Annotated in this window: 17 protein-coding genes; 10 read left to right on the top strand and 7 right to left on the bottom strand. The window is 69.4% G+C overall.

Translation table 11 applies throughout. The annotated features are described in order from the left end of the window. Positions 1-83 precede the first annotated feature (83 nt). Positions 84-965: a DMT family transporter gene (locus DER72_RS12730; protein ID WP_110070365.1), complete on the top strand. Its 882-nt coding sequence runs from the start codon at positions 84-86 to the stop codon at positions 963-965. Between the two features lie 93 nt (positions 966-1,058). Here the strand turns inward: DER72_RS12730 and DER72_RS12725 are convergent, their stop codons facing one another. The 6 genes from DER72_RS12725 to DER72_RS12700 form a co-directional block, all read right to left on the bottom strand. Beyond that, on the bottom strand, positions 1,059-1,601 hold the full coding sequence (locus tag DER72_RS12725) for a hypothetical protein (protein WP_110070364.1): 543 nt from the start codon (positions 1,599-1,601) through the stop codon (positions 1,059-1,061). 81 nt (positions 1,602-1,682) lie between these two features. After that, entirely contained in the window at positions 1,683-2,996 is a 1,314-nt protein-coding gene (locus DER72_RS12720) for a DEAD/DEAH box helicase (RefSeq protein WP_110070363.1), read from the bottom strand. 149 nt (positions 2,997-3,145) lie between these two features. After that, on the bottom strand, positions 3,146-3,664 hold the full coding sequence (locus DER72_RS12715) for a helix-hairpin-helix domain-containing protein (protein WP_110070362.1): 519 nt from the start codon (positions 3,662-3,664) through the stop codon (positions 3,146-3,148). Positions 3,665-3,745: 81 nt separating this feature from the next. Further along, entirely contained in the window at positions 3,746-4,336 is a 591-nt protein-coding gene (locus DER72_RS12710; protein WP_258306297.1) for a membrane integrity-associated transporter subunit PqiC, read from the bottom strand. A gap of 61 nt (positions 4,337-4,397) precedes the next feature. Beyond that, positions 4,398-6,071 carry an intermembrane transport protein PqiB gene (gene pqiB / locus DER72_RS12705; protein ID WP_110070360.1) on the bottom strand — a complete coding sequence of 558 codons (1,674 nt, stop codon included), beginning with the start codon at positions 6,069-6,071 and terminating at the stop codon, positions 4,398-4,400. A gap of 14 nt (positions 6,072-6,085) precedes the next feature. Beyond that, positions 6,086-7,441 (bottom strand): paraquat-inducible protein A, encoded by a 1,356-nt coding sequence (locus tag DER72_RS12700; protein WP_110070392.1) that lies wholly within the window; start codon positions 7,439-7,441, stop codon positions 6,086-6,088. A gap of 200 nt (positions 7,442-7,641) precedes the next feature. Here DER72_RS12700 and DER72_RS12695 point away from each other — a divergent pair, with 200 nt between their 5' ends. From DER72_RS12695 to DER72_RS12670, 6 genes are all read left to right on the top strand, one after another. After that, positions 7,642-8,625 carry a calcium/sodium antiporter gene (locus DER72_RS12695; protein WP_110070359.1) on the top strand — a complete coding sequence of 328 codons (984 nt, stop codon included), beginning with the start codon at positions 7,642-7,644 and terminating at the stop codon, positions 8,623-8,625. Positions 8,626-8,920: 295 nt separating this feature from the next. Continuing rightward, entirely contained in the window at positions 8,921-10,333 is a 1,413-nt protein-coding gene (locus DER72_RS12690) for a cytochrome ubiquinol oxidase subunit I (RefSeq protein ID WP_110070358.1), read from the top strand. A 3-nt stretch (positions 10,334-10,336) separates the two neighbouring features. After that, entirely contained in the window at positions 10,337-11,338 is a 1,002-nt protein-coding gene (gene cydB / locus DER72_RS12685) for a cytochrome d ubiquinol oxidase subunit II (protein WP_110070357.1), read from the top strand. 3 nt (positions 11,339-11,341) lie between these two features. Continuing rightward, positions 11,342-13,027, top strand: a complete 1,686-nt coding sequence (gene cydD / locus DER72_RS12680; RefSeq protein WP_110070356.1) for a thiol reductant ABC exporter subunit CydD — start codon at positions 11,342-11,344, stop codon at positions 13,025-13,027. Beyond that, entirely contained in the window at positions 13,020-14,792 is a 1,773-nt protein-coding gene (cydC, locus tag DER72_RS12675) for a thiol reductant ABC exporter subunit CydC (protein WP_110070355.1), read from the top strand. Before cydD ends, cydC begins: the two co-directional genes overlap by 8 nt. A 78-nt stretch (positions 14,793-14,870) precedes the next feature. Next, positions 14,871-15,866 (top strand): adenosine deaminase, encoded by a 996-nt coding sequence (locus DER72_RS12670; protein WP_110070354.1) that lies wholly within the window; start codon positions 14,871-14,873, stop codon positions 15,864-15,866. An 81-nt stretch (positions 15,867-15,947) separates the two neighbouring features. Here DER72_RS12670 and DER72_RS12665 read toward each other — a convergent pair whose 3' ends face one another. Next, positions 15,948-16,937 carry a cytochrome-c peroxidase gene (locus DER72_RS12665; protein ID WP_110070353.1) on the bottom strand — a complete coding sequence of 330 codons (990 nt, stop codon included), beginning with the start codon at positions 16,935-16,937 and terminating at the stop codon, positions 15,948-15,950. A gap of 235 nt (positions 16,938-17,172) precedes the next feature. Here DER72_RS12665 and msrP point away from each other — a divergent pair, with 235 nt between their 5' ends. The 3 genes from msrP to DER72_RS12650 are packed head-to-tail and all read left to right on the top strand — an operon-like array spanning position 17,173 to position 19,112. Beyond that, positions 17,173-18,150: a protein-methionine-sulfoxide reductase catalytic subunit MsrP gene (gene msrP, locus DER72_RS12660; protein ID WP_110070352.1), complete on the top strand. Its 978-nt coding sequence runs from the start codon at positions 17,173-17,175 to the stop codon at positions 18,148-18,150. Positions 18,151-18,165: 15 nt separating this feature from the next. Then, positions 18,166-18,771 carry a sulfite oxidase heme-binding subunit YedZ gene (locus tag DER72_RS12655; protein WP_110070351.1) on the top strand — a complete coding sequence of 202 codons (606 nt, stop codon included), beginning with the start codon at positions 18,166-18,168 and terminating at the stop codon, positions 18,769-18,771. Beyond that, positions 18,768-19,112, top strand: a complete 345-nt coding sequence (locus tag DER72_RS12650) for a c-type cytochrome (RefSeq protein WP_169958447.1) — start codon at positions 18,768-18,770, stop codon at positions 19,110-19,112. Before DER72_RS12655 ends, DER72_RS12650 begins: the two co-directional genes overlap by 4 nt. Positions 19,113-19,272: the final 160 nt, after the last annotated feature.

Here is a 19,272-nt window from a genome sequence, read left to right as displayed (position 1 = left end):
TGGCCCCATGTCGGTAGGCCGCTCCCTCGGCTACCCCTCCCGGCCACCCTGACCTCGCACGGACTGTCACACGGAACCCTGCCATGACGCGCCCCCTGAGCCACTGGCTACTGCTGGTCACCCTCTCCCTGCTGTGGGGCAGCTCCTTTGCCCTGACCCGGATCGCGGTGGCCGAGCTGGACCCGGCCATGCTGGTGGTGGGGCGCAACCTGCTGGCCAGCCTGGTGCTGCTCGGGTTGGTGCTGCTGCTGGGGCGCGCCTGGCCCCGCGGCGGGCGGCTGTGGGGCTTCATGCTGGCCATCGCCGTGGTGGGCAACATGACCCCCTTCCTGCTGATCAGTTGGGGTCAGCAGCGCATCGACAGCGGGCTGGCCGGCATCCTGATGGCGATCATGCCGCTCATGACCCTGGTGCTGGCGCACTGCCTGGTGGCGGGGGAGCGCATGACCTCCGCCCGGCTCACGGGCTTCGTGATCGGCTTCGCCGGCATCCTGGCGCTGGTGGGGCCCGCCGCGCTGCGTGAGCTGGGCGGACAGGGCGAGACCCTGCTGGCGCAGCTGGCGGTGCTGCTGGCCGCCTGCTGCTACGCGATCAACACCATCATCGCTCGCCACAAGCCGGCCAGCGACGCCTGGTCGACCTCGGCACTGGTGCTGGGGATGGCCTGCCTGCTCACCCTGCCGCTGGCCCTCTTGCCTGCAGAGTCCGCCTGGCCCATGGGGCTCTCCAGCGGTGCGCTGTGGGCCGTGGTGGTGCTGGGCGTACTCTGCACGGCGCTGGGCAGCGTGGTCTACTTCACCCTGGTGGCGGCCGCGGGCCCCACCTTCCTTTCGCTGATCAACTACCTGATCCCGCTCTGGGCGGTGGCCATCGGCCTGCTCTTCCTGGGGGAGCGCCCCGAGTGGAACCACCTGCTGGCGCTGGGGATGATCCTGCTGGGCGTGGGCGTTTCCCAGCGCCGCTAGGGGAGGGGGCTCGGCATTAGACGAAAACGACACGACCGCCTTGCGGCGGCCGTGTCGTGAGTCGGGCGTTCGGTGTTCCGGGGCGGGCAGGGATCAGTCGCGGTCGCGGCGCCATTCGCGCCCGGCCTTCGGGCGCATGCCATCCTTGCGGTCGTGCTCCCGCCCTGCCAGCAGGGGGTGATCCTCGTTGGCATTCTCGGGCCGGAACACCACCTGGCCCGGCGGCTGGTGCGTCCCCTGGGCGACCCGCTGGCGAATACCGGAGACGTCCTCGGCGCTGATCAGGGCGCCGGTGGGGTCCGGTTGGGCGACGAGAGGGCCCTGGTAGGTCCAGCAGCGCTGGGGCACCTGGGCCAGTCCCCAGTCTCGCCCCTGCCAGCGGGCCTGGCTGTCCGGGAGCAGCTCGAGCTGCTCCACGGGCACCAGTGCCTGGAAGAGCCTGGCGTTGAGTACCATGCCGCCGGTCGCCATCTTCACGGCGCCGGCGTAGTGGCCCTCCTCGAGGGTCGCCAGCACCGCCTTGCGGCTGGGTTTGGCCTCTAGGGTGGCGCGGCCACACAGGTGGAGCAGGTCGGCATCGAGCTGCTTGATCACCCAGACCTCGATGGGCGTCTTGCCCAACAGTCGCTTCAGCATGGTCGTCAGGTTTCAGGGATCCAAAGGGAGCCTACACTCGCATATTCAAATCGACTATTCCAGCAGCCCCGACAAGCCCTCTCAGGCCTGCCGGCGACCGCTGCCACCGCCGCCACCGCGACGCCGGCGCGGCGCCTGGGACTGCTCGTCGCGGCCGCGCTGGCCCTGGCCGTTGCCACGCCCCTGACCGTTGCCGCGGCCCTGGCCGCGACCGCCGCCGCCACGATTGCGACCGTTCTCGATCGGCTCGGGCTTGGCGTTGGGGTCGGGCTCGAAGCCGGGCTCGATGCGCTTCTCGAGATCGCGCTTGATCAGGCGCTCGATGCCCTTGAGCAGGCCGTGCTCGTCGACGCAGACCAGCGAAACCGCCTGGCCCTCGCTGCCGGCGCGCCCGGTGCGGCCGATGCGGTGCACATAGTCCTCGGCCACGTTGGGCAGCTCGAAGTTGACCACGTGGGGCAGCTCGCTGATGTCGAGGCCGCGGGCGGCGATATCGGTGGCCACCAGCACCTGCAGGTCGCCGCTCTTGAAGGCGGAGAGCGCCTTGGTGCGCGCCGACTGGCTCTTGTTGCCATGGATCGCCATGGCCGGGATCTCCTGCTTGGAGAGCTGCTCGGCCAGGCGGTTGGCGCCGTGCTTGGTGCGGGTGAAGACCAGTACCTGGTGCCAGTTGTGCTGGCTGATCAGGTGGGCCAGCAGCTCGCGCTTCTTCTCTCGGTCCACGCGGTAGATCGCCTGATCGACGGTCTCGGCGGTGGTGTTGCGACGCGCCACCTCGATCATCGCCGGGCGGTCCAGCAGCTTGTTGGCGAGCGCCTGGATCTCGTCGGAGAAGGTGGCCGAGAAGAGCAGGTTCTGGCGCTTCGGGGGCAGCACTTTCAGGATCTTCTTGATGTCGTGGATGAAGCCCATGTCGAGCATGCGGTCGGCTTCATCGAGCACCAGGATCTCCACCTTGGTGAGGTCCACGTGCTTCTGCTGCTGGAGGTCGAGCAGGCGACCCGGGGTGGCGACGAGGACATCGAGCCCGGGGCGGATGGCATCCACCTGGGGCTGCTGGCCCACGCCACCGAAGATCACGTGGCTCTTGAGGGTCAGGTGGCGGCCGTAGTCGGCCACGCTCTCGCCCACCTGGGCGGCCAGCTCGCGGGTCGGGGTGAGCACCAGGGCGCGCACCTCGCGGCGGCCGGGGCGCGGGCCATCGGCCAGGCGCTGGAGCATCGGCAGGGTGAAGCCGGCGGTCTTGCCAGTACCGGTCTGGGCGCTGGCCAGCAGGTCGCCGCCCTCGAGTACGGCAGGAATCGCCTGGCGCTGGATCGGGGTCGGAACGGTGTAGCCCTGTGCCTCTACGGCACGCAGCAGTTCGGCACGCAGGCCGAGGTCGGAAAAGGTCATGCGGTCTCCGCAGAAACGCCTCGGCCGCGCCACGCAACGTCGCGTGGCCAGTCCCGGGCCGGGGCGTGAGAAATTCGGGTAGGCGCGGCAGGAGGGACTCGATGGTTGCCGCGTGGCCGCATTATGCCAGATCGAAGCGGCCGGCGCAGCTACTTCCCGTCCGCGTCCGCTGCGAGGCTTGTGCGGATGCGGGCCAGGGTGGCGGCGTTGAGGCCGGTGATCTCGTCGAGGCCCTCGGCGCCGAGCTCGCGCAGCTGGTCGAGGTCGCTGATGCCGTGGGCGAACAGGCGCCGGGCCGTGACCGGGCCGATGCCGTCCAGGGCGGTCAGCCCGCGGGCATGGCGGTTGAGGAAGGCCTCGTGGGCGTCCTCGTCGAGGCCGTCGCAGGCGCCATCCTGGTAGAGCTGACACGCCAGGCGGTCGACCCCGCGCCGCACGTCGGCAAGCATCGGCAGCGCCACGAAGTCATGCTGTGCGGCCAGGGCGTCGAGCTCGGCCAGCGCCCGGTCGGCGACCCCGAGCTCCGCCAGGGCCTCCTGGCCGTGGGTGTCGCTGGCCAGGGCGATCAGCAGGGCGCGGCGGGCGCGCCGGGCCATATCGCGCAGCTCGAGGGCGATGGCATGGCGGAACTCGCGTTCGGCGAGCTCCCGGGTCAGGTCGTCGTGCATGGTGTCGTCCCTGTCGGTGAAAAATGCCCCTGAGGGCCTCAGATGACCATAGCCCAGCGCCGGGCGCTCTGCCTGCGGCACTCAGCGTGCGCGGCGCACCGCCTCGGCGAGCTGGTCGGCCGCGCTGTCCCAGCCGCGGCCCAGGGCGCGGACCAGTGCCGGGTAGCCGTCGTCGTCGAGCTCGGTCTCCACCTGCAGGGGCGCCATGGCCAGCAGGCGCCCCTCGGCGTCGCGCAGCTGCCACTGGCCGCCGATCACCGCCAGGCCGTCGTGGCGACCCTGGAAGCGGTCGAGCTCCAGGCGCAGGCTGAGGGCGCCGGGTTCGCGCACGCCGGCCTCGTCCAGCATCACCCGGGTATCGGGCAGCCGGGCGGCCAGGCGCAGGCGCAGGCGGCGCTCGAGCTGGCGGCCCAGGGCCTCGGCCCACTGATGGCCGCGGGCCTCCACCAGGGTAATGTCATCCACCTGCATCACCAGGCCGTCCACGTCCAGATAGTGGGCCAGACGCGGCGGGCGCAGCAGCAGCAGGTGAGTCGCCTCGGCGCCGGCCGCCGAGCCTGCCGCCTCGGGCAGGGTATAGCGCGCAGGCTGGGGGCTCGAGCTGGCGCAGCCGGCGAGCCCCGCCGTCACCGTAAGGGCCGCCAGGGCGGCCAGCATCCATCGCCTCGTCATCGTCTCGTCTCCTTGTCGAGGGGCGTCTTGTGCCGACAGTCGCCGTCAGTCGCCATCGCTGTCACCGCGGGGCCCGAGGCATGGGGTCCTCGGTCTCCAGGCTGTCGAAGAGCAGGGCGCGGGGGTTGTCGGAGAGGGTGCGTGCCACCGGTTGGAGGTCCCGCATCAGTCGCTCCAGGCGCTCCACGGCGCCGGTCAGCTCCTGATAGGCGCTGGAGCCAGGCGACACCCCCTGCAGGGTCTCGCGCAGCTCCACCAGGGTGGCGTTGAGGTTGGCCGGTACCTCCCGGGTGCCCGGATCCGCCAGCAGGGCGTTGAGCGAGGCGGAGAGCTCGCGCACCTCGCCCAGCATCGCCTCGGAGGCGGCCAGGTTGCGGTCGAGGCCGGCCAGCAGCGGTTCCACCTCCAGGTCGTTGAGCTTGGCCAGCAGCTCGGTGACCTGCGCCTCGATCAGCGCAAAGCCGCCGGCGACCGTGGGGAAGACCGTCTTGTCGGCGAAGGTCTCGGCCACGTGCTGACCGGCCAGGTCGCTGTTGAAGTTGAGGTCGACGAACAGCGCCCCGGTGAGCAGGTTGCCGCTCTTCAGGCTGGCGCGCAGCCCCACGCCGAACAGGCGGTCGAAGCGTTCGCGCCATTCGGAGAGCACGACGTCCTGATTCTCGATGCCCAGTCGCTGCGGCTCGATGCGGATCAGCACCGGAATGGAGAAGCCGGTGCGGCCCTCGGGCTGGGGGGCGTTGAAGTTCCAGGGGACCGCCGCCACGGTGCCGACCCGCACGCCGCGGAACTCCACGGGGGCACCGCGGGTGAGGCCGCGCACCGAGTCGTCCACCAGCAGCACGTACTCCAGGTAGCGGTTGAAGGTGCCCTGGCGGGCGCTGTCCTCGTCGGGGTAGAGGTTGAAGGTGACGTCGGGTTCCACCGGGCCGCCCAGCGGCAGGTCCTCGGGCACGCCGAAGGTGACGCCGCCGCCCAGCAGTGTCTCGAAGGACTCCACGTTGACCCGGAAGCCCTCGGAGTCGAGGCGCAGGTCGATGCCGCTGGCCGACCAGAAGCGGGTGCTGTCGGTGACCAGGGTGTCGTAGGGCGCCTCGATAAACACTCGGTGCTGCATGCGCCGGGTCTGGGCATCGAAGAGGGCGTCCTCAACGCGGCCCACGGTATAGCCCTGGTAGGTGACCGGGTCCCCGACCCGGAGCGAGTTGCCGAGCTGGCTGACCAGGTTGATGCGCAGGCCGGCCGCCCCCGCCGGGGCCACCGGCGGCTGGTCGCTGACCTGGAACTCCCGGGAGGCGGTCTCGCTGCTGCCCGGCTCGAGCTGGATGAAGGCGCCGGAGAGCACCGTGCCCAGGCCGCTGATCCCCTCGCGGCCCACCCGGGGCTTGACCACCCAGAAGCGACTGTCCTCGACCAGCATGGCGTCGGTGTCGGGGCTCATGCGGGCGGTGATCACCGCCGTCGACAGGTCCTCGGAGAGCTGCACCCGCTCCACGCGGCCCACCTGGACGTTGCGGGTCTTGATCAGGGTGCTGCCGGCCTCGATCCCCTCGGCGTTGGCCATCACCAGGGTCACCTGAGGGCCGCGGCTGCGGTAGTTGTCATAGACCAGCCACAGGCCGATCAGGATGGCCACGATGGGCACGATCCAGATCGGTGAGAAGCGGGCCTGGGGAGAGGGCTTGGCCCGATGCAGGTCCTGGTCCGGCGCGGCCTCGCCGCTGGGGGTATCGCTCATCCGGTGTTTCCTTGTTAATCCTGGCGGGTAACGGGGGGCGCCGGCTGCCTGCCCTCTGGAAGTCGCCGGCGGTCATCGCGGGGCAGCGGGGCATCCCAGAGCAGCCGCGGGTCGAAGGTCATGGCCGCCAGCATGGTGATCACCACCACGGCACCGAAGGCCAGGGCGGCGGGCCCCGGGGTGATCGACATCAGCGATCCGGCACGGATCAGCGCCACCAGGATCGCCACCACGAAGATATCGATCATCGACCAGCGGCCGATGAACTCGGTGAGCCGGTAGAGCCGGGTACGCACGGCGGCATTGAGCTCGCTGCTGCGGCTCACCACCAGGCAGAGCCAGGCCAGCGCCACCAGCTTACCCACCGGCACGATGACGCTGGCGATGAAGATCACCGCGGCCACCGGCCAGGAGCCTAACTGGACCAGCTCCACCACGCCGCCGATGATGGTCGAGGGGCTCGTGTGGCCGAGGCTGGTGGTGGTCATGATCGGGTAGACGTTGGCGGGAATGTACATCACCGTGGCGGCGGCGAGCAGGGCCCAGGTGCGCTGCAGGCTGTGGGGCAGCCGGGCGCGCAGGCGGTCGCCGCAGCGTCGGCAGCGACCGCGCCCTCGTTCATCCAGGCGACCGATCAGGCCGCAGGTGTTGCAGCCGGCCAGTCCCTGGGGAGCCGCGGTCTCGCCGGTGCGGGTGCCCTCCGGGGCCCGGGGCTCGCCGGCCAGGGAGAACCACATCCAGTCGGCGTCGATGGACTGGGTGGTGAAGAGCAGCAGCAGGGCGAAGGCGCAGAAGGCCCAGAAGGAGACCCCCAGCTCGATCTGGGCCATGCCGGCGACCTTGATCAGACTGACCAGGGCACCAATGATGAAGACATCGGCCATCATCCAGGGGTTGAGCTGGGCCAGCGAGCGGGCGATGGCGCGGCTGGCGGGCAGCGGGGCGTCGCGCAGCAGACCGAGCTGCAGCCAGATCACCCCCAGCAGGTAGACCGCCGGCAGCACGATGATGGTGAGGATCACCGCGCCGGCCACTACCGGCTGATGAAAGCCGATCAGGGTGGTGGCGGTCTGGGAGAGCTCGATGCGGTTGCCCACGCCGCCCACGCTGAAGCTGATGAAGGGGAACGAGAGTGCCATGGCTAGCGCCAGCAGGGACGCGAGCGCCAGCGCCATGCTGCGCTGGGCCGGGCGCAGGTGGCGCTTGACCAGGGTGTGGCCGCAGCGCGGGCAGTCGGCCTGCTCGCCGCCGCGCAGCGGGGGGAGGGCAACCACCCAGTCGCACTCCTGACAGGCGCGCAGGCGTCGTCGCGCCCGGGATTCGGGCGGCATGCGATCGACCCTCGGGGCCTCGGCGGGCAGCGAGGGCATGCGCTCCAGAAGGCGGAAGGGGCGCTGGGCCAAGGGCGTGGTCACTCCTGGGGGCGGCACGGTGCCGGGGGCTTCACCCGGGGCGGTAGGTGGCCTACACTCTCGGCCCGGGGCGATGGGTCTCGGACAAAAGTGTGACACGTTGACGCAATGCGTACCATAGAGAAACATGCACTCCTGAATGTGGCTGAGGCAACACGATGATCCTTCCTGCAGTAGCGGTGGTGGCAGGCCTGGTCCTGCTGGTGTGGAGCGCCGAGCGCTTCGTCGACGGAGCGGCGGCATCCTCCGCCCGTTTCGGTGTCTCGCCGCTGCTGATCGGCATGCTGGTGATCGGCTTCGGCACCTCGGCGCCCGAGCTCGTGGTCTCGGCGCTGGCGGCGGGCCAGGGCAATCCCGGCCTGGCGCTGGGCAACGCCTACGGCTCCAATATCGCCAACATCGGCCTGATCCTCGGTCTGGTGGCGTTGATCTCGCCCCTGGCGGTGCATTCCACCGTGGTGCGTCGCGAGCTGCCCATTCTGGGCGCGGCGACCCTGCTCTCGGCGCTGCTCATGTGGGGCGGCGTGGTGGGGCGCCTGGAGGGCGCGCTTCTGCTGGCGCTGCTGGCGCTCTTCATCGGCGCCAGCATCTTCCGTGCGCGCCGCGATGGCGCCGACCCCCTGGGTGCCGATACCGAGGAGAGCCTGGCGGAACACCCGATGTCGCTTCGCGCCGGCCTCGTCTGGACCGGCATCGGCCTGGTGCTGCTGGTGGTCAGCTCGCGGATCCTGGTGTGGGGAGCGGTGTCCATCGCCCAGGGCCTGGGCGTCAGTGACCTGATCATTGGCCTGACCGTGGTAGCGGTGGGCACCTCCCTGCCCGAGCTTGCCTCCTCCATCAGCGCCCTGCGGCGTCGCGAGCACGACCTGGTGCTCGGCAACGTGGTGGGCTCGAACCTCTTCAACACCCTGGGGGTGGTGGGGCTCGCCGCGGTGATCCACCCCATCCAGGTCGGTGCCGAGGTGCTGCTGCGCGACTGGAGCCTGATGGCGGCCATGACCGTGCTGATGGCGGTCTTCGCCCTCGGCTGGCGCGGCCGGGCGGGGCGCATCAACCGTCTGGAAGGCGGGGTGCTGCTGGCCATGTTCCTCACCTACACGGCCTGGCTGGTGCGTCTGGTGCTGGGCGGAGGGGGGAGCTGAGCGGCGTCTGCGACACTAAGACACACTGACTGGCGTCAACTTTCCGCCCCGTGGCGAGTCCTTAATAGTAGGATAATAACAATGGCGGAATAAGCTTAGTTTTAAAGGTTATCTTCGGCGTTCTCCTGAGGCCGTGCGATACCCCTGCTGCTAGGCTGAAGTCGTCACTGGTGTCCAGGTGGAATGCGTCACGGCGGGCCTGTCAGGGGCGCGCCGGAAGCACAATACGCACCGGAGCGTGCATCCGCATCCCTTGAGACGACTCTGCGTCCATCGCTGTCATGAGGCTTGCGACATGGAACTGGATCCTCTCCTGCTATCACGATTGCAATTCGCCTTCGTGGTCTCCTTCCACGCCATCTTCCCGGTGTTCACCATCGGGCTGGCGTCCTATATTGCGCTACTCAATGGTCTCTTCTACAAGACTCAGAATCCGGCCTGGGATCGCCTGGCCCTGTTCTGGACCAGGATCTTCGCCGTGGTCTTCGGCATGGGGGTCGTGTCGGGCATCGTGATGTCCTTCCAGTTCGGGACCAACTGGAGCAACTTCTCCCAGGCGTCCGCGAACTTCCTGGGGCCGATACTCAGCTATGAGGTGGTGACGGCCTTCTTCCTTGAGGCGGCCTTCCTTGGCGTGCTGCTGTTCGGTCGCGGCAAGGTGCCCCAGGGTGTCCATCTGTTTGCCGCCATCATGGTGGCGATCGGCACCTTCATCTCCTCGTTCTGGATCCTCTCCGCCAACAGCTGGATGCAGACTCCGGCCGGCGTTGAACTGATCGATGGCAGCTTCCATGTGACCTCCTGGATGGCGGCGATCTTCAACCCCTCCTTCTGGTACCGCTTCATGCACATGGGCATGGCGTCCTTCCTGACCGGCGGCTTCGTGGTCGCAGGCGTGAGCGCCTGGTTCCTGCTGCGCGGTCGCGACGTGGAGGCCAACCGCAAGGCGCTCTCCATGTGCCTGTGGCTGCTGCTGGTACTCGCCCCGGCTCAGGCGGTGGTAGGCGACTTCCACGGTCTCAACACCCTGGAGCATCAGCCCACCAAGGTGGCGGCCATGGAGGGCAACTGGGAGACCCGCGGCAATGTTCCGCTGCTGCTGTTCGCCCTGCCGGATCAGGAAGCGCAGACCAACCGCTTCGAGATCGGTATTCCCAGCATGGCCAGTATCATTCTCAAGCACAGCCCCTCCGGCGTGGTGCCGGGCCTCAACGAGGTGGCGCCCGAGGAGCAGCCCCCCGTCGCGCTGGTCTTCTGGGCATTTCGTATCATGGTGGGCCTGGGCTTCCTGATGATCGGTGTGGCCATTGTCGGTGCGGTACTGCGCAAGCGCGGCACCCTCTATAGCAACCCGCTGTTCCTCAAGTCCCTGGTAGGCATGATCGTCACTCCCTTCGTTGCCGTGCTGGCTGGCTGGGTCGTCACCGAGGCGGGCCGGGCGCCCTGGCTGGTCTACGGCATCATGACCCACGCCGAAGGGCTGACACCGTCGCTGACGGGTGGCATGGCGCTGTTCACGCTGATTGGCTACGTGGCGGTCTACGCCGTGGTGTTCTGGGCGGGCATCTACTACATCACCAAGGTGGTGCGTAACGGCATGCTGCCCGAGGGGGAGCAGGAAGAAGTCACCGGCGAAACCGAGCGGCCCGCGCGCCCTCTGTCCGCTGCCCATACTCCCTTTGACGATGCCGACCCGGCGAGGAGCTGACCCATGGAAATGTTTGATCTCTCGCTGATCTGGGCGCTGATCATCGGCTTCGGCGTGATCATGTACGTGATCATGGACGGCTTCGACCTGGGCCTGGGGATTCTCTATCCCTTCGCCCCGGACGAGGAGTCCCGCGATGTGATGATGAACTCCGTGGCCCCGGTATGGGACGGCAACGAGACCTGGCTGGTGCTGGGCGGTGCCGGACTGCTCGGCGCTTTCCCGCTGGTCTACTCGGTGTTCCTGCCGGCGCTCTATATCGGGGTCTTCCTGATGCTGGCCGGCCTGATCTTCAGGGGCGTGGCCTTCGAGTTCCGCTTCAAGTCGCGCAAGAACCGCCGCTGGTGGAACCGTGCCTTCTGCTGGGGCTCCGCGGTAGCCGCCTTCGCCCAGGGCGCCGTGGTGGGCGCCTACATTCAGGGCTTCGCCGTGGAGGACTTCGTCTACGTCGGCGGGGCACTGGACTGGCTGACGCCCTTCACCGTGATGACCGGTCTTGGCCTGATGTGCGGTTATGCGCTGCTTGGCGCCACCTGGCTGATCCTCAAGTCGGAAGGCCATGTGCAGGACTGGGCCTATCGCATTACGCCGATCCTGCTGGCCGCTGTGCTGGCGGTGTTCATGGCCGTGAGCCTGTGGACCCCCTTCGTCAATCCCGACGTCTGGGCACGCTGGTTCTCCAATATCCAGCTGATCTGGATCTTCCCTGCGCTGGCCTTGGCCTGTGCCTTTCTGGTGTATCGCAGCGTGCAGAAGCGCGGCGAGGCGCTGCCCTTCCTGGCCACCCTGGGCATCTTCATCTTCACCTACCTGGGGCTGATCGTCAGCAAGTGGCCAGTGATCGTGCCGCCCAACTACACCATCTGGGATGCGGCCTCGGCCCCGGAGTCGCAGCTCTTCCTGCTGATCGGGGTGCTCTTCGTGATTCCCATCGTGCTGGCCTATACCGCCTGGACCTACTGGGTCTTCCGCGGCAAGGTCAAGGTGGGTGAGGGCTACCACTGAACCATGGCCAAGTCTGAGGTCGACGGCGGCGGACGCGATGTCCGCCGCTGGCTCAATGCGCTCGCCGCCCGGGAGCGGCGCCGCCTGGGCCTGGCGGTGGCCGCCGGGGTCATCGCGACCCTGGCGACCCTGGGGCAGCTGGCCCTGCTGGCGCGGGTGATCAGCCAGCTGCTGGTGGAGCAGGCGGCCCCGGCGTCGCAGCTGCCGGCCGTGGCCGCCATGGCGGGCCTGCTGCTGCTGCGGGCCCTCGCGCTCTACGGCCAGGAGCAACTGGGCCAGGCGGCCAGCCTCGCGATCCGCTCCCGGGTGCGCGGCGAGCTGCTCGATCACCTGGCGCGGCTCGGGCCGGGCTGGCTCGCCGGGCGTCACTCCGCGGCGCTGGCCAGCCAGCTGGTGGAGCAGGTCGAGGCGCTGGATGGCTATGTCGCCCGCTTTCGTCCGGCGCTTGTGCTCTCGGTGGTGAGCCCGCTTCTTGTGCTCGCGGTGGCGCTTGCGCTGGACTGGCTGGCGGCGCTCTTTCTGCTGCTGGCGGCCCCGCTGATCCCGCTATTCATGGCGCTGGTGGGGATGGGGGCCGAGCGCCTCAATCGCGAACAGTTCGAGGCGGTGGCCCGGCTCTCGGGGCACTTCATCGACCGGGTGCGAGCCATCACCACCCTGCAGCTGTTCGGCCGGGCGCAGGGGGCGACCGCCGAGGTCCATGCCGCCGCCGACGACTACCGCCGGCGCAGCATGCGCACCCTGCGCGTCGCCTTCCTCTCCTCGGCGGTGCTGGAGTTCTTCGCCTCGGTCGCTATCGCCGTGGTGGCCATCTACGTGGGCTTCGGGCTGCTCGGGTACATCACCTACGGGCCCTCTCCCGAACTCACCCTGTTCAGCGGCTTGCTGGTGCTGCTGCTGGCGCCGGAGTTCTTCCAGCCGCTGCGCACCCTGGCCCAGCACTACCACGATCGGGCGTCCGCCCTGGGGGCCGCCGATGGCCTGCTCGCGATCCTCGAGGCGGACACTGACCCGCAGCGCGGCGTTGCGCCGCCCTTGCCGCGATCGCCCGACGCCCTGCTGGAGCTCGACGGCGCAGGCGTGATCCGACCCGGCCGTGGCCGGGTGCTTGGCCCGGTCGACCTGCGTCTGGCAGCGGGCGAGGTGGTGGCGCTGACTGGCCCCTCAGGGGCCGGCAAGTCGACCCTGCTGCAGCTGCTGGCCGGGTTCGTCGGCCCGGAGGCCGGCGCGCGGCGCCTGGCCGCCGGCACGCCCTTCGCCTGGATGGATCAGCGGCCCCTGCTGATTCAGGGCAGTTTGGCCGATAACCTCCACCTCGCCGCCCCCGGGGCCTCGAGGGAGGCGATGCAGTCGGCGCTGGCCAGGGCCGGGCTGGGGGAGCTCGTCGAGGCGTTGCCCGGGGGGCTCGACGCTCCCATCGGCGAGCGCGGTGTCGGGCTCTCCGGCGGCCAGGCCCAGCGCCTGGCGCTGGCTCGGGTGTTCCTCTCCGGTGCCCCCCTGGTGCTGCTGGATGAGCCCACGGCGAGCCTGGATACCGAGACCGAAGCCCGGGTGATCGTGGCGCTCGAGGCCCTGGCTCGGGAGGGCCGCACCCTGGTCATCGCCACCCACCACCCGGCGCTGATCGCCATGGCCAGCCGGCGCCTGGCGGTCGAGGCGGGCCGCGTCACGGAGGTATCCCATGGCTGATCCCCGACCCGCGGGCATACCGCTTTCGGCCCTGCGCCCCTGGCTCAAGCTTCTCGACCGCCGCCGCGGGCGGCTGTGGGCCGGCGCCGCCCTGATGGCGCTGACCCTGGCCTCGGCCATCGGCCTGCTGGCGCTCTCCGGCTGGTTCATCACCGCCACCGGCCTGACCGGCCTGCTGCTGGCGGCGGGCGTGGCCGCCACCCTCGAGGTCTACGTGCCCGGTGGCGGCATCCGTTTCTTCGCGGTGACCCGCACCGTGGCGCGCTATCTGGAGCGGCTCTACAACCACGACACCGTGCTGCGCCTGCTGGCCGACCTGCGCGCCCGGTTGTTCGGCGCCCTGGCGGGCCTCGACGGCCAGGCCCTGGCGCGCCGCCGGGCCAGCGACTGGCTCAACCGCCTGACGGCCGACATCGACACCCTGGACAGCCTCTACCTGCGCCTGCTCGCCCCGGCCGGCGTCGCGCTGCTGGCGATCCTCGGCCTCTCCGGCTTCCTGGCCGTGTTCGCGCCGCGGGTCGGCCTGGCCTCGGGCGCCCTGCTGCTGGTCGGTTGGCTGTGGTTGACCCTCGCCCAGGCGCGGCTGGGCCTGGCCCCGAGCCGGGCCCAGGTGAGCGAGCTGGAGGCGCTGCGCGGGCGCCTGGTCGAGCAGCTGCAGGGGATGGCGGAGCTCGAGGCCTACGGCAGCCTGACGAGCCACCGCCACGACCTTGCGGCCCTCGAGGCGAGGCTCTACCGCGGACAGCGCCGACTCGGGTTGCTGGCGGCCCTGGGCAACGCCCTGGCCAGCCTGCTGGTGGGGCTCGCCGCGCTGCTGGCGCTGTGGCTGGCCGCCCAGGCCTGGGCGGCGGGCCAGCTCTCCGGGCCGCTGATGGTGATGATGCCGCTCGCCATGCTGGCCATGAGCGAGGCGCTGGCGGCGCTTCCGGCCGCCTTCACCTGGCTGGGCGCCACCCTGGGGGCCGCCGAGCGGCTCAACGAGCTGGAGGCCCGGACAGCACTGGGGCCGCCGGCCGCCGGCGTCGATGCTCCGGCCCTGCGTCCTGTGGAGGGGGCGCCGGCGGTCGAGCTCAAGGGGGTCACCCTGCACTATCCCGATGCCCTGGCGCCGGCCCTGCAGGCGCTGACGCTGACGCTGGCCCCCGGCGAGCGGCTGGCGCTGTGCGGGGCGTCCGGGGCTGGCAAGACCAGCGTGGTGGAGCTGCTGCTGCGCCAGCTGACACCCCAGGCCGGTGCCCTGCGGCTTGGGGGCGTGGTCCTCGCGGACTGGCCAGAGGCGGCGCTGCGCCGGCGGGTCGCCGCCCTGACCCAGCGCATCGATCTGCTCGATGACAGCCTGGCCGCCAACCTGCGCCTGGCCGCCCCCGAGGCCGACGACGATGCCCTGTGGCGCGCGCTGGCCTGGGTGGGTCTCGAGGCCTGGGTCCGAGGCCTTGCCGAGGGGCTCGACACCCGGGTGGGCGAGGGCGGCCAGCGCCTCTCGGGGGGGCAGGCGCGCCGCCTGGCGCTGGCACGCCTACACCTGCGCGACCCGTCGCTGGTGATTCTCGATGAACCCTTCGCGGGCCTGGATGCCGATACCGCCACGGCACTCGCGGCACGGCTCGACGCCTGGCTTGCCGGGCGCAGCGTGCTCTACCTGGTGCACCAGCTCGACGGCGGTCCCTTCCAGCCGCCGGGCATCGATCGGACGCTGACGCTGGTCGAGGGGCAGCTGGCGAGTGAGGGCGCGGGGAGACCGCCACCGGTACCTGGGGCGGGATAGCGGGCGTGGAAACTCAGGCTTTGCGCAGAGTCGGTGTCTATATCAGGATGAGAGCAACGCCCCCGGACGAGACGAGCCATGCATGACTTCCTCAAGCGGCTGCCCAAGGTCGAGCTGCACCTGCACATCGAAGGTTCCCTGGAACCCGAGCTGATGTTCGCCCTCGCCGAGCGCAACGGCGTCGCGCTGCCCTACGCCTCGGTGGAGGAGGCCCGGGCTGCCTATGACTTCACCGACCTGCAGTCCTTCCTCGACCTCTACTACCAGGGCATGAGCGTGCTGCGCACCGCCGAGGACTTCCACGACCTGGCCATGGACTACTTCCGGCGCGCCCACGCCGAGGGGGTGGTGCATGTGGAGATGCACTTCGACCCCCAGGCCCACCGGGTGCGCGGCATCGAGCTGCCCGTGGTGATGGAAGGGCTCTCCCTGGCCCGGCGCCATGCCGAGCGGGAGCTGGGCCTCTCCACGGCGATGATCATGGCCTTCCTGCGCGACCGCGATGCCAGCGAGGCGATGGCGGTGCTGGAAGAGGCCGCCCCTTACTGGGAGATGCTCGATGCCGTGGGTCTGGACAGCGCCGAGCGCGGCAACCCGCCCTCGAAGTTCACCGAGGTGTTCGAGCGGGCGGCGCGGCTGGGGATTCCGCGAGTGGCGCATGCCGGGGAGGAGGGGCCGCCCGAGTACATCCGCGAGGCACTGGATCTGCTCGACGTCTGCCGCATCGACCACGGGGTGCGCTGCCTGGAGGACCCCGAGCTGGTGGCGCGGCTGCGCGACGAGGGCGTGGTGCTCACCGTCTGCCCGCTCTCCAACGTGCGTCTCAAGGTGGTGGAGCGACTCGAGGCGCATCCGCTGCCGCAGCTGCTGGAGGCAGGCTTGAGGATCACCCTCAACTCCGACGACCCGGCCTACTTCGGCGGCGGGATGCTCGACAACTACCTGGCCTGCCAGCGCGCCTTCGGCTGGGACGAGGCCACCTTCATCCAACTGGCGGGCACCGCCATCGAGGCCGCCTTCGTCAGCGACCAGCGCCGTCTGGCGCTCCGTCGCCGGCTCGCCGATAGCGTGTGACGCCATTCGGGGCCCACAACGAACCGCCCCCCGGCGAGCCGGGGGGCGGTGCTGTCATGCTCCTGCGGTCAGGCGCTGTGGTTACGGCAGGGCCGGTATCTCGAGGGCGGGCATCTCGCCGGTCAGGGTGTGCAGGAAGGCTGTGATGTCGGCGATGGTCTGCTCCTCGAACTCGCGACCCAACATCTCGCTGCCCATGATGGCCACGGCCTCCTCCAGGGTCTCGGTGGCGCCGTTGTTCATGTAGGGGTAGGTCACGCCCACATTGCGCAGGGTCGGGGTGCGGAAGCGGTACATGTCCGCCTCGTTGCCGGTGACCTCGTAGCGGCCCACGTCGGTAGAGCCCGGCACCTGGATGCGGTGGAAGTTGCTGTCGGTCAGCGCCGGGCCGCTGTGGCAGGCGATGCAGCCGTTGTCCACGAAGGCCACCATGCCGTCCTTCTCCTGCTGGTTCAGGGCGCCGATGTCGCCGCGCAGGTAGCGGTCGAAGGGGGAGTTCGGGGTGTTCAGGGTGCGCTGGAAGCTGGCGAGTGCCTGGGCCAGGTTGTCGGCGTTGATCGGATCATCGTCGCCCGGGAAGGCTTCGGCGAACTTCTCCTGGTAGAGGTCAAACTCGGTCAGACGCTCCAGGGCGCTGTCCAGGTCCATGGCCATCTCGACGTCGGCCTCGATGGGGCCGAGGGCCTGGCCTTCCAGATCGGGCTCGCGGCCATCCCAGAACTGGGAGCCCAGGAAGCCGGAGTTCAGCACGGTGGGGGTGTTGCGCTCACCGATCTGGCCGTCATGGCCGGTGGCGCGGGGAATGCGGTCCGCCCAGCCCAGCGCCGGGTTGTGGCAGGTGGCACAGCTGATCACGCCGCTGGAGGAGATCCGCGGCTCGAAGAACAGGAACTTGCCGAGCTCGACCTTCTCCGGAGTCAGTGAGTTAGCGGCCGGAATCGGCGGGAAGTGGGGCAGCGGTTCGAAGCGGTTGCGGTAGTCGCCGAGACCGTCGTCGGCCATGGCCGGTGCGGCGATGGCGATAGCGGAGCCCATGGCGATGGCCGAGGCCAGCAGGCGTTGTTTGATCATGGTCGTTCCCCTCGTGGTGATGAGCCGGGTCAGTCGCATTGGCTAACTTGCGCTTAACCTTCTGTAGGCACAGTGCGTTACTGCATCTCGCTAATCAACCCAGTAAAACCGTCGGAAAACGACCAACCTTGAGCCACGTCAAGTTTTGACAATGGTTCACCTTGCTGGCTGGACGCCTCCCGGCTTTTTCGGGAAGCTGTGAGCTTTCTCGACCCTGCGGAGGAGGTCACCGGCCATGACCCGCTATCGCTATCCCGCCATTCCCGAGTCCGAGGTGACGCCCCGCGAGCTCTTCGAGCGGAGGCGCCGCTTTCTCAAGGGCACGCTCCGGGGCGGGGCGGCCCTGGGCGCGGCCGCCCTGGCCCCGGGGTTGCTGTTCTCGCCTGCCGCCCACGCCTGGCGCGAGGGACTCGAAGCGCGCCTCGAGGGAGAGCTGCCGAGCCAGGCGCTCGCCGGCGATGAGTCGCTGACCGAGTTCCGCGACGCCACCACCTACAACAACTTCTACGAGTTCGGCACCCGCAAGAGCGACCCGGAGGTCTACGCCCACCGGCTTGTCACCGATCCCTGGTCGGTCACCATCGAGGGCGAGGTGGAGAAGCCCGGCACCTTCGCCCTGGAGGATATCCTCGCCGACCAGAAGCTGGAGGAGCGCATCTACCGGCTGCGCTGCGTGGAGGCCTGGTCCATGGTAATTCCCTGGATCGGCTTCCCGCTGGCCGAGCTGCTCAAGCGCCATGCGCCCACCTCGCGGGCGAAGTACGTGGTCTTCGAGTCGATCCTCGACCCCGACAACCTGCGCGGTCAGCGCCGCTCCATCATCGAGTGGCCCTACCGGGAGGCGCTGGGCATCGACGAGGCGATGCACCCGCTGACGCTGATGGCGGTGGGCATGTACGGCGAGGTGATGCCCAACCAGAACGGTGCGCCGATCCGGCTGGTGGTGCCTTGGAAGTACGGCTTCAAGAGCATCAAGTCGGTGGTGAAGATACGCCTGGTGGAGGAGCAGCCCACCACCTCCTGGATCGACCAGAACCCGGAAGAGTACGGCTTCTACGCCAATGTGAATCCCGAGGTGGACCATCCACGCTGGTCCCAGGCCCGCGAACGGCGCATCGGCGAGAGCGGTCGCCGAGAGACGCTGATGTTCAACGGTTACGCCGACGAGGTCGCCGAGCTCTACGCCGGCATGGACCTGAACAAGTACTTCTGACTCCAGGGAAACCCGATGCTGGATGCGTCACAGCGAATCCTCGCCTTCCGCCTGCTGGTGCTGGCCGTCGGTACCTTGCCCGCGGTGTGGCTGGCCTGGCAGTGGTTCTTCGGCGACCTGGGGGCGGTGCCCGCCGAGGCGGTGGTCCACTTCACCGGCCGCACCGGCCTGACCCTGCTGGTGGCGACCATCGCCTTCAGCCCGGCCTTTCGCTTCACCGGCTGGATCGGCTTCATGATCGCCCGCCGGCAGATCGGCCTGTGGGCCTTCGTCTGGCTGGTGGCTCACATGCTGGCCTGGATGGGCCTCGACCAGTACTGGGACTGGCCCTGGATCCGTCGCGAGATGGTAGAGCTGCCCTACATCCGCTATGGCGTCGCGGCGCTGTTGCTGCTGGTGCCGCTGGCCCTTACCTCCTTCCGCCGCGTGCAGAAGGCCATGGGCTACACTGCCTGGCACTGGCTCCACCGCCTGGTCTATGTCTCCGCGGCCCTGGGGGTGGTGCACCTATGGGTCCTCACCCGCGCCGACTACCGGATGGCCACCGGCTTCGCGCTGGCGGTGGCCGCCCTGGCGCTGTTCCGGGTGGTGGATGCGTTGATCGGGAGACGATCACAATGAACAGTCATAGTCGCTGGGGAGTGGGGCTTTGCTCGGTGCTGATGCTGTCCGGGGCCGCCTTCGCCGAGAAGAATGACGAGGCGATGATCGACCTGGCCTGGGAGAGCGGCTGCTTCAACTGCCACGACCTGGACAAGCCCCTGCGGGGGCCGGCCTGGCGCGACGTGGCCGAGCGCTATCGGGACGACGACGAGGCGCTCTCGCGTCTGGTGGTCACGGTGCGCGACGGCGGCAGCGGCAACTGGGGCGAGGAGCGCATGACCCCCAACCGCCGCGTCGCCGAGGAGGAGATCGAGCGCCTGGTGAGCTGGCTGCTCAGCCTCGACGCCCGCGAGGACTAGGAGCCCCGCCTCGACCCCGCCGGGAGCGGGAGCGGGGGCGAGGCCACGGCCTGTCGTGTGTCGGCCTAGCCCGGATTTCTCATAGTGCTCCAACAACCTTCGCAGACCAAGCCTGGTAGTGCCAGATCCGAGTGGTCATGGTCGAAGTTGGCGATTATTT

This window comes from Halomonas sp. A11-A, from assembly GCF_003182195.1.
In the GTDB taxonomy this organism is placed as follows: Bacteria; Pseudomonadota; Gammaproteobacteria; order Pseudomonadales; family Halomonadaceae; genus Halomonas; species Halomonas alkalicola.
The sequence above is the reverse complement of the archived record's forward strand: the minus strand, read 5'-3'. Positions and strand labels throughout refer to the sequence as shown.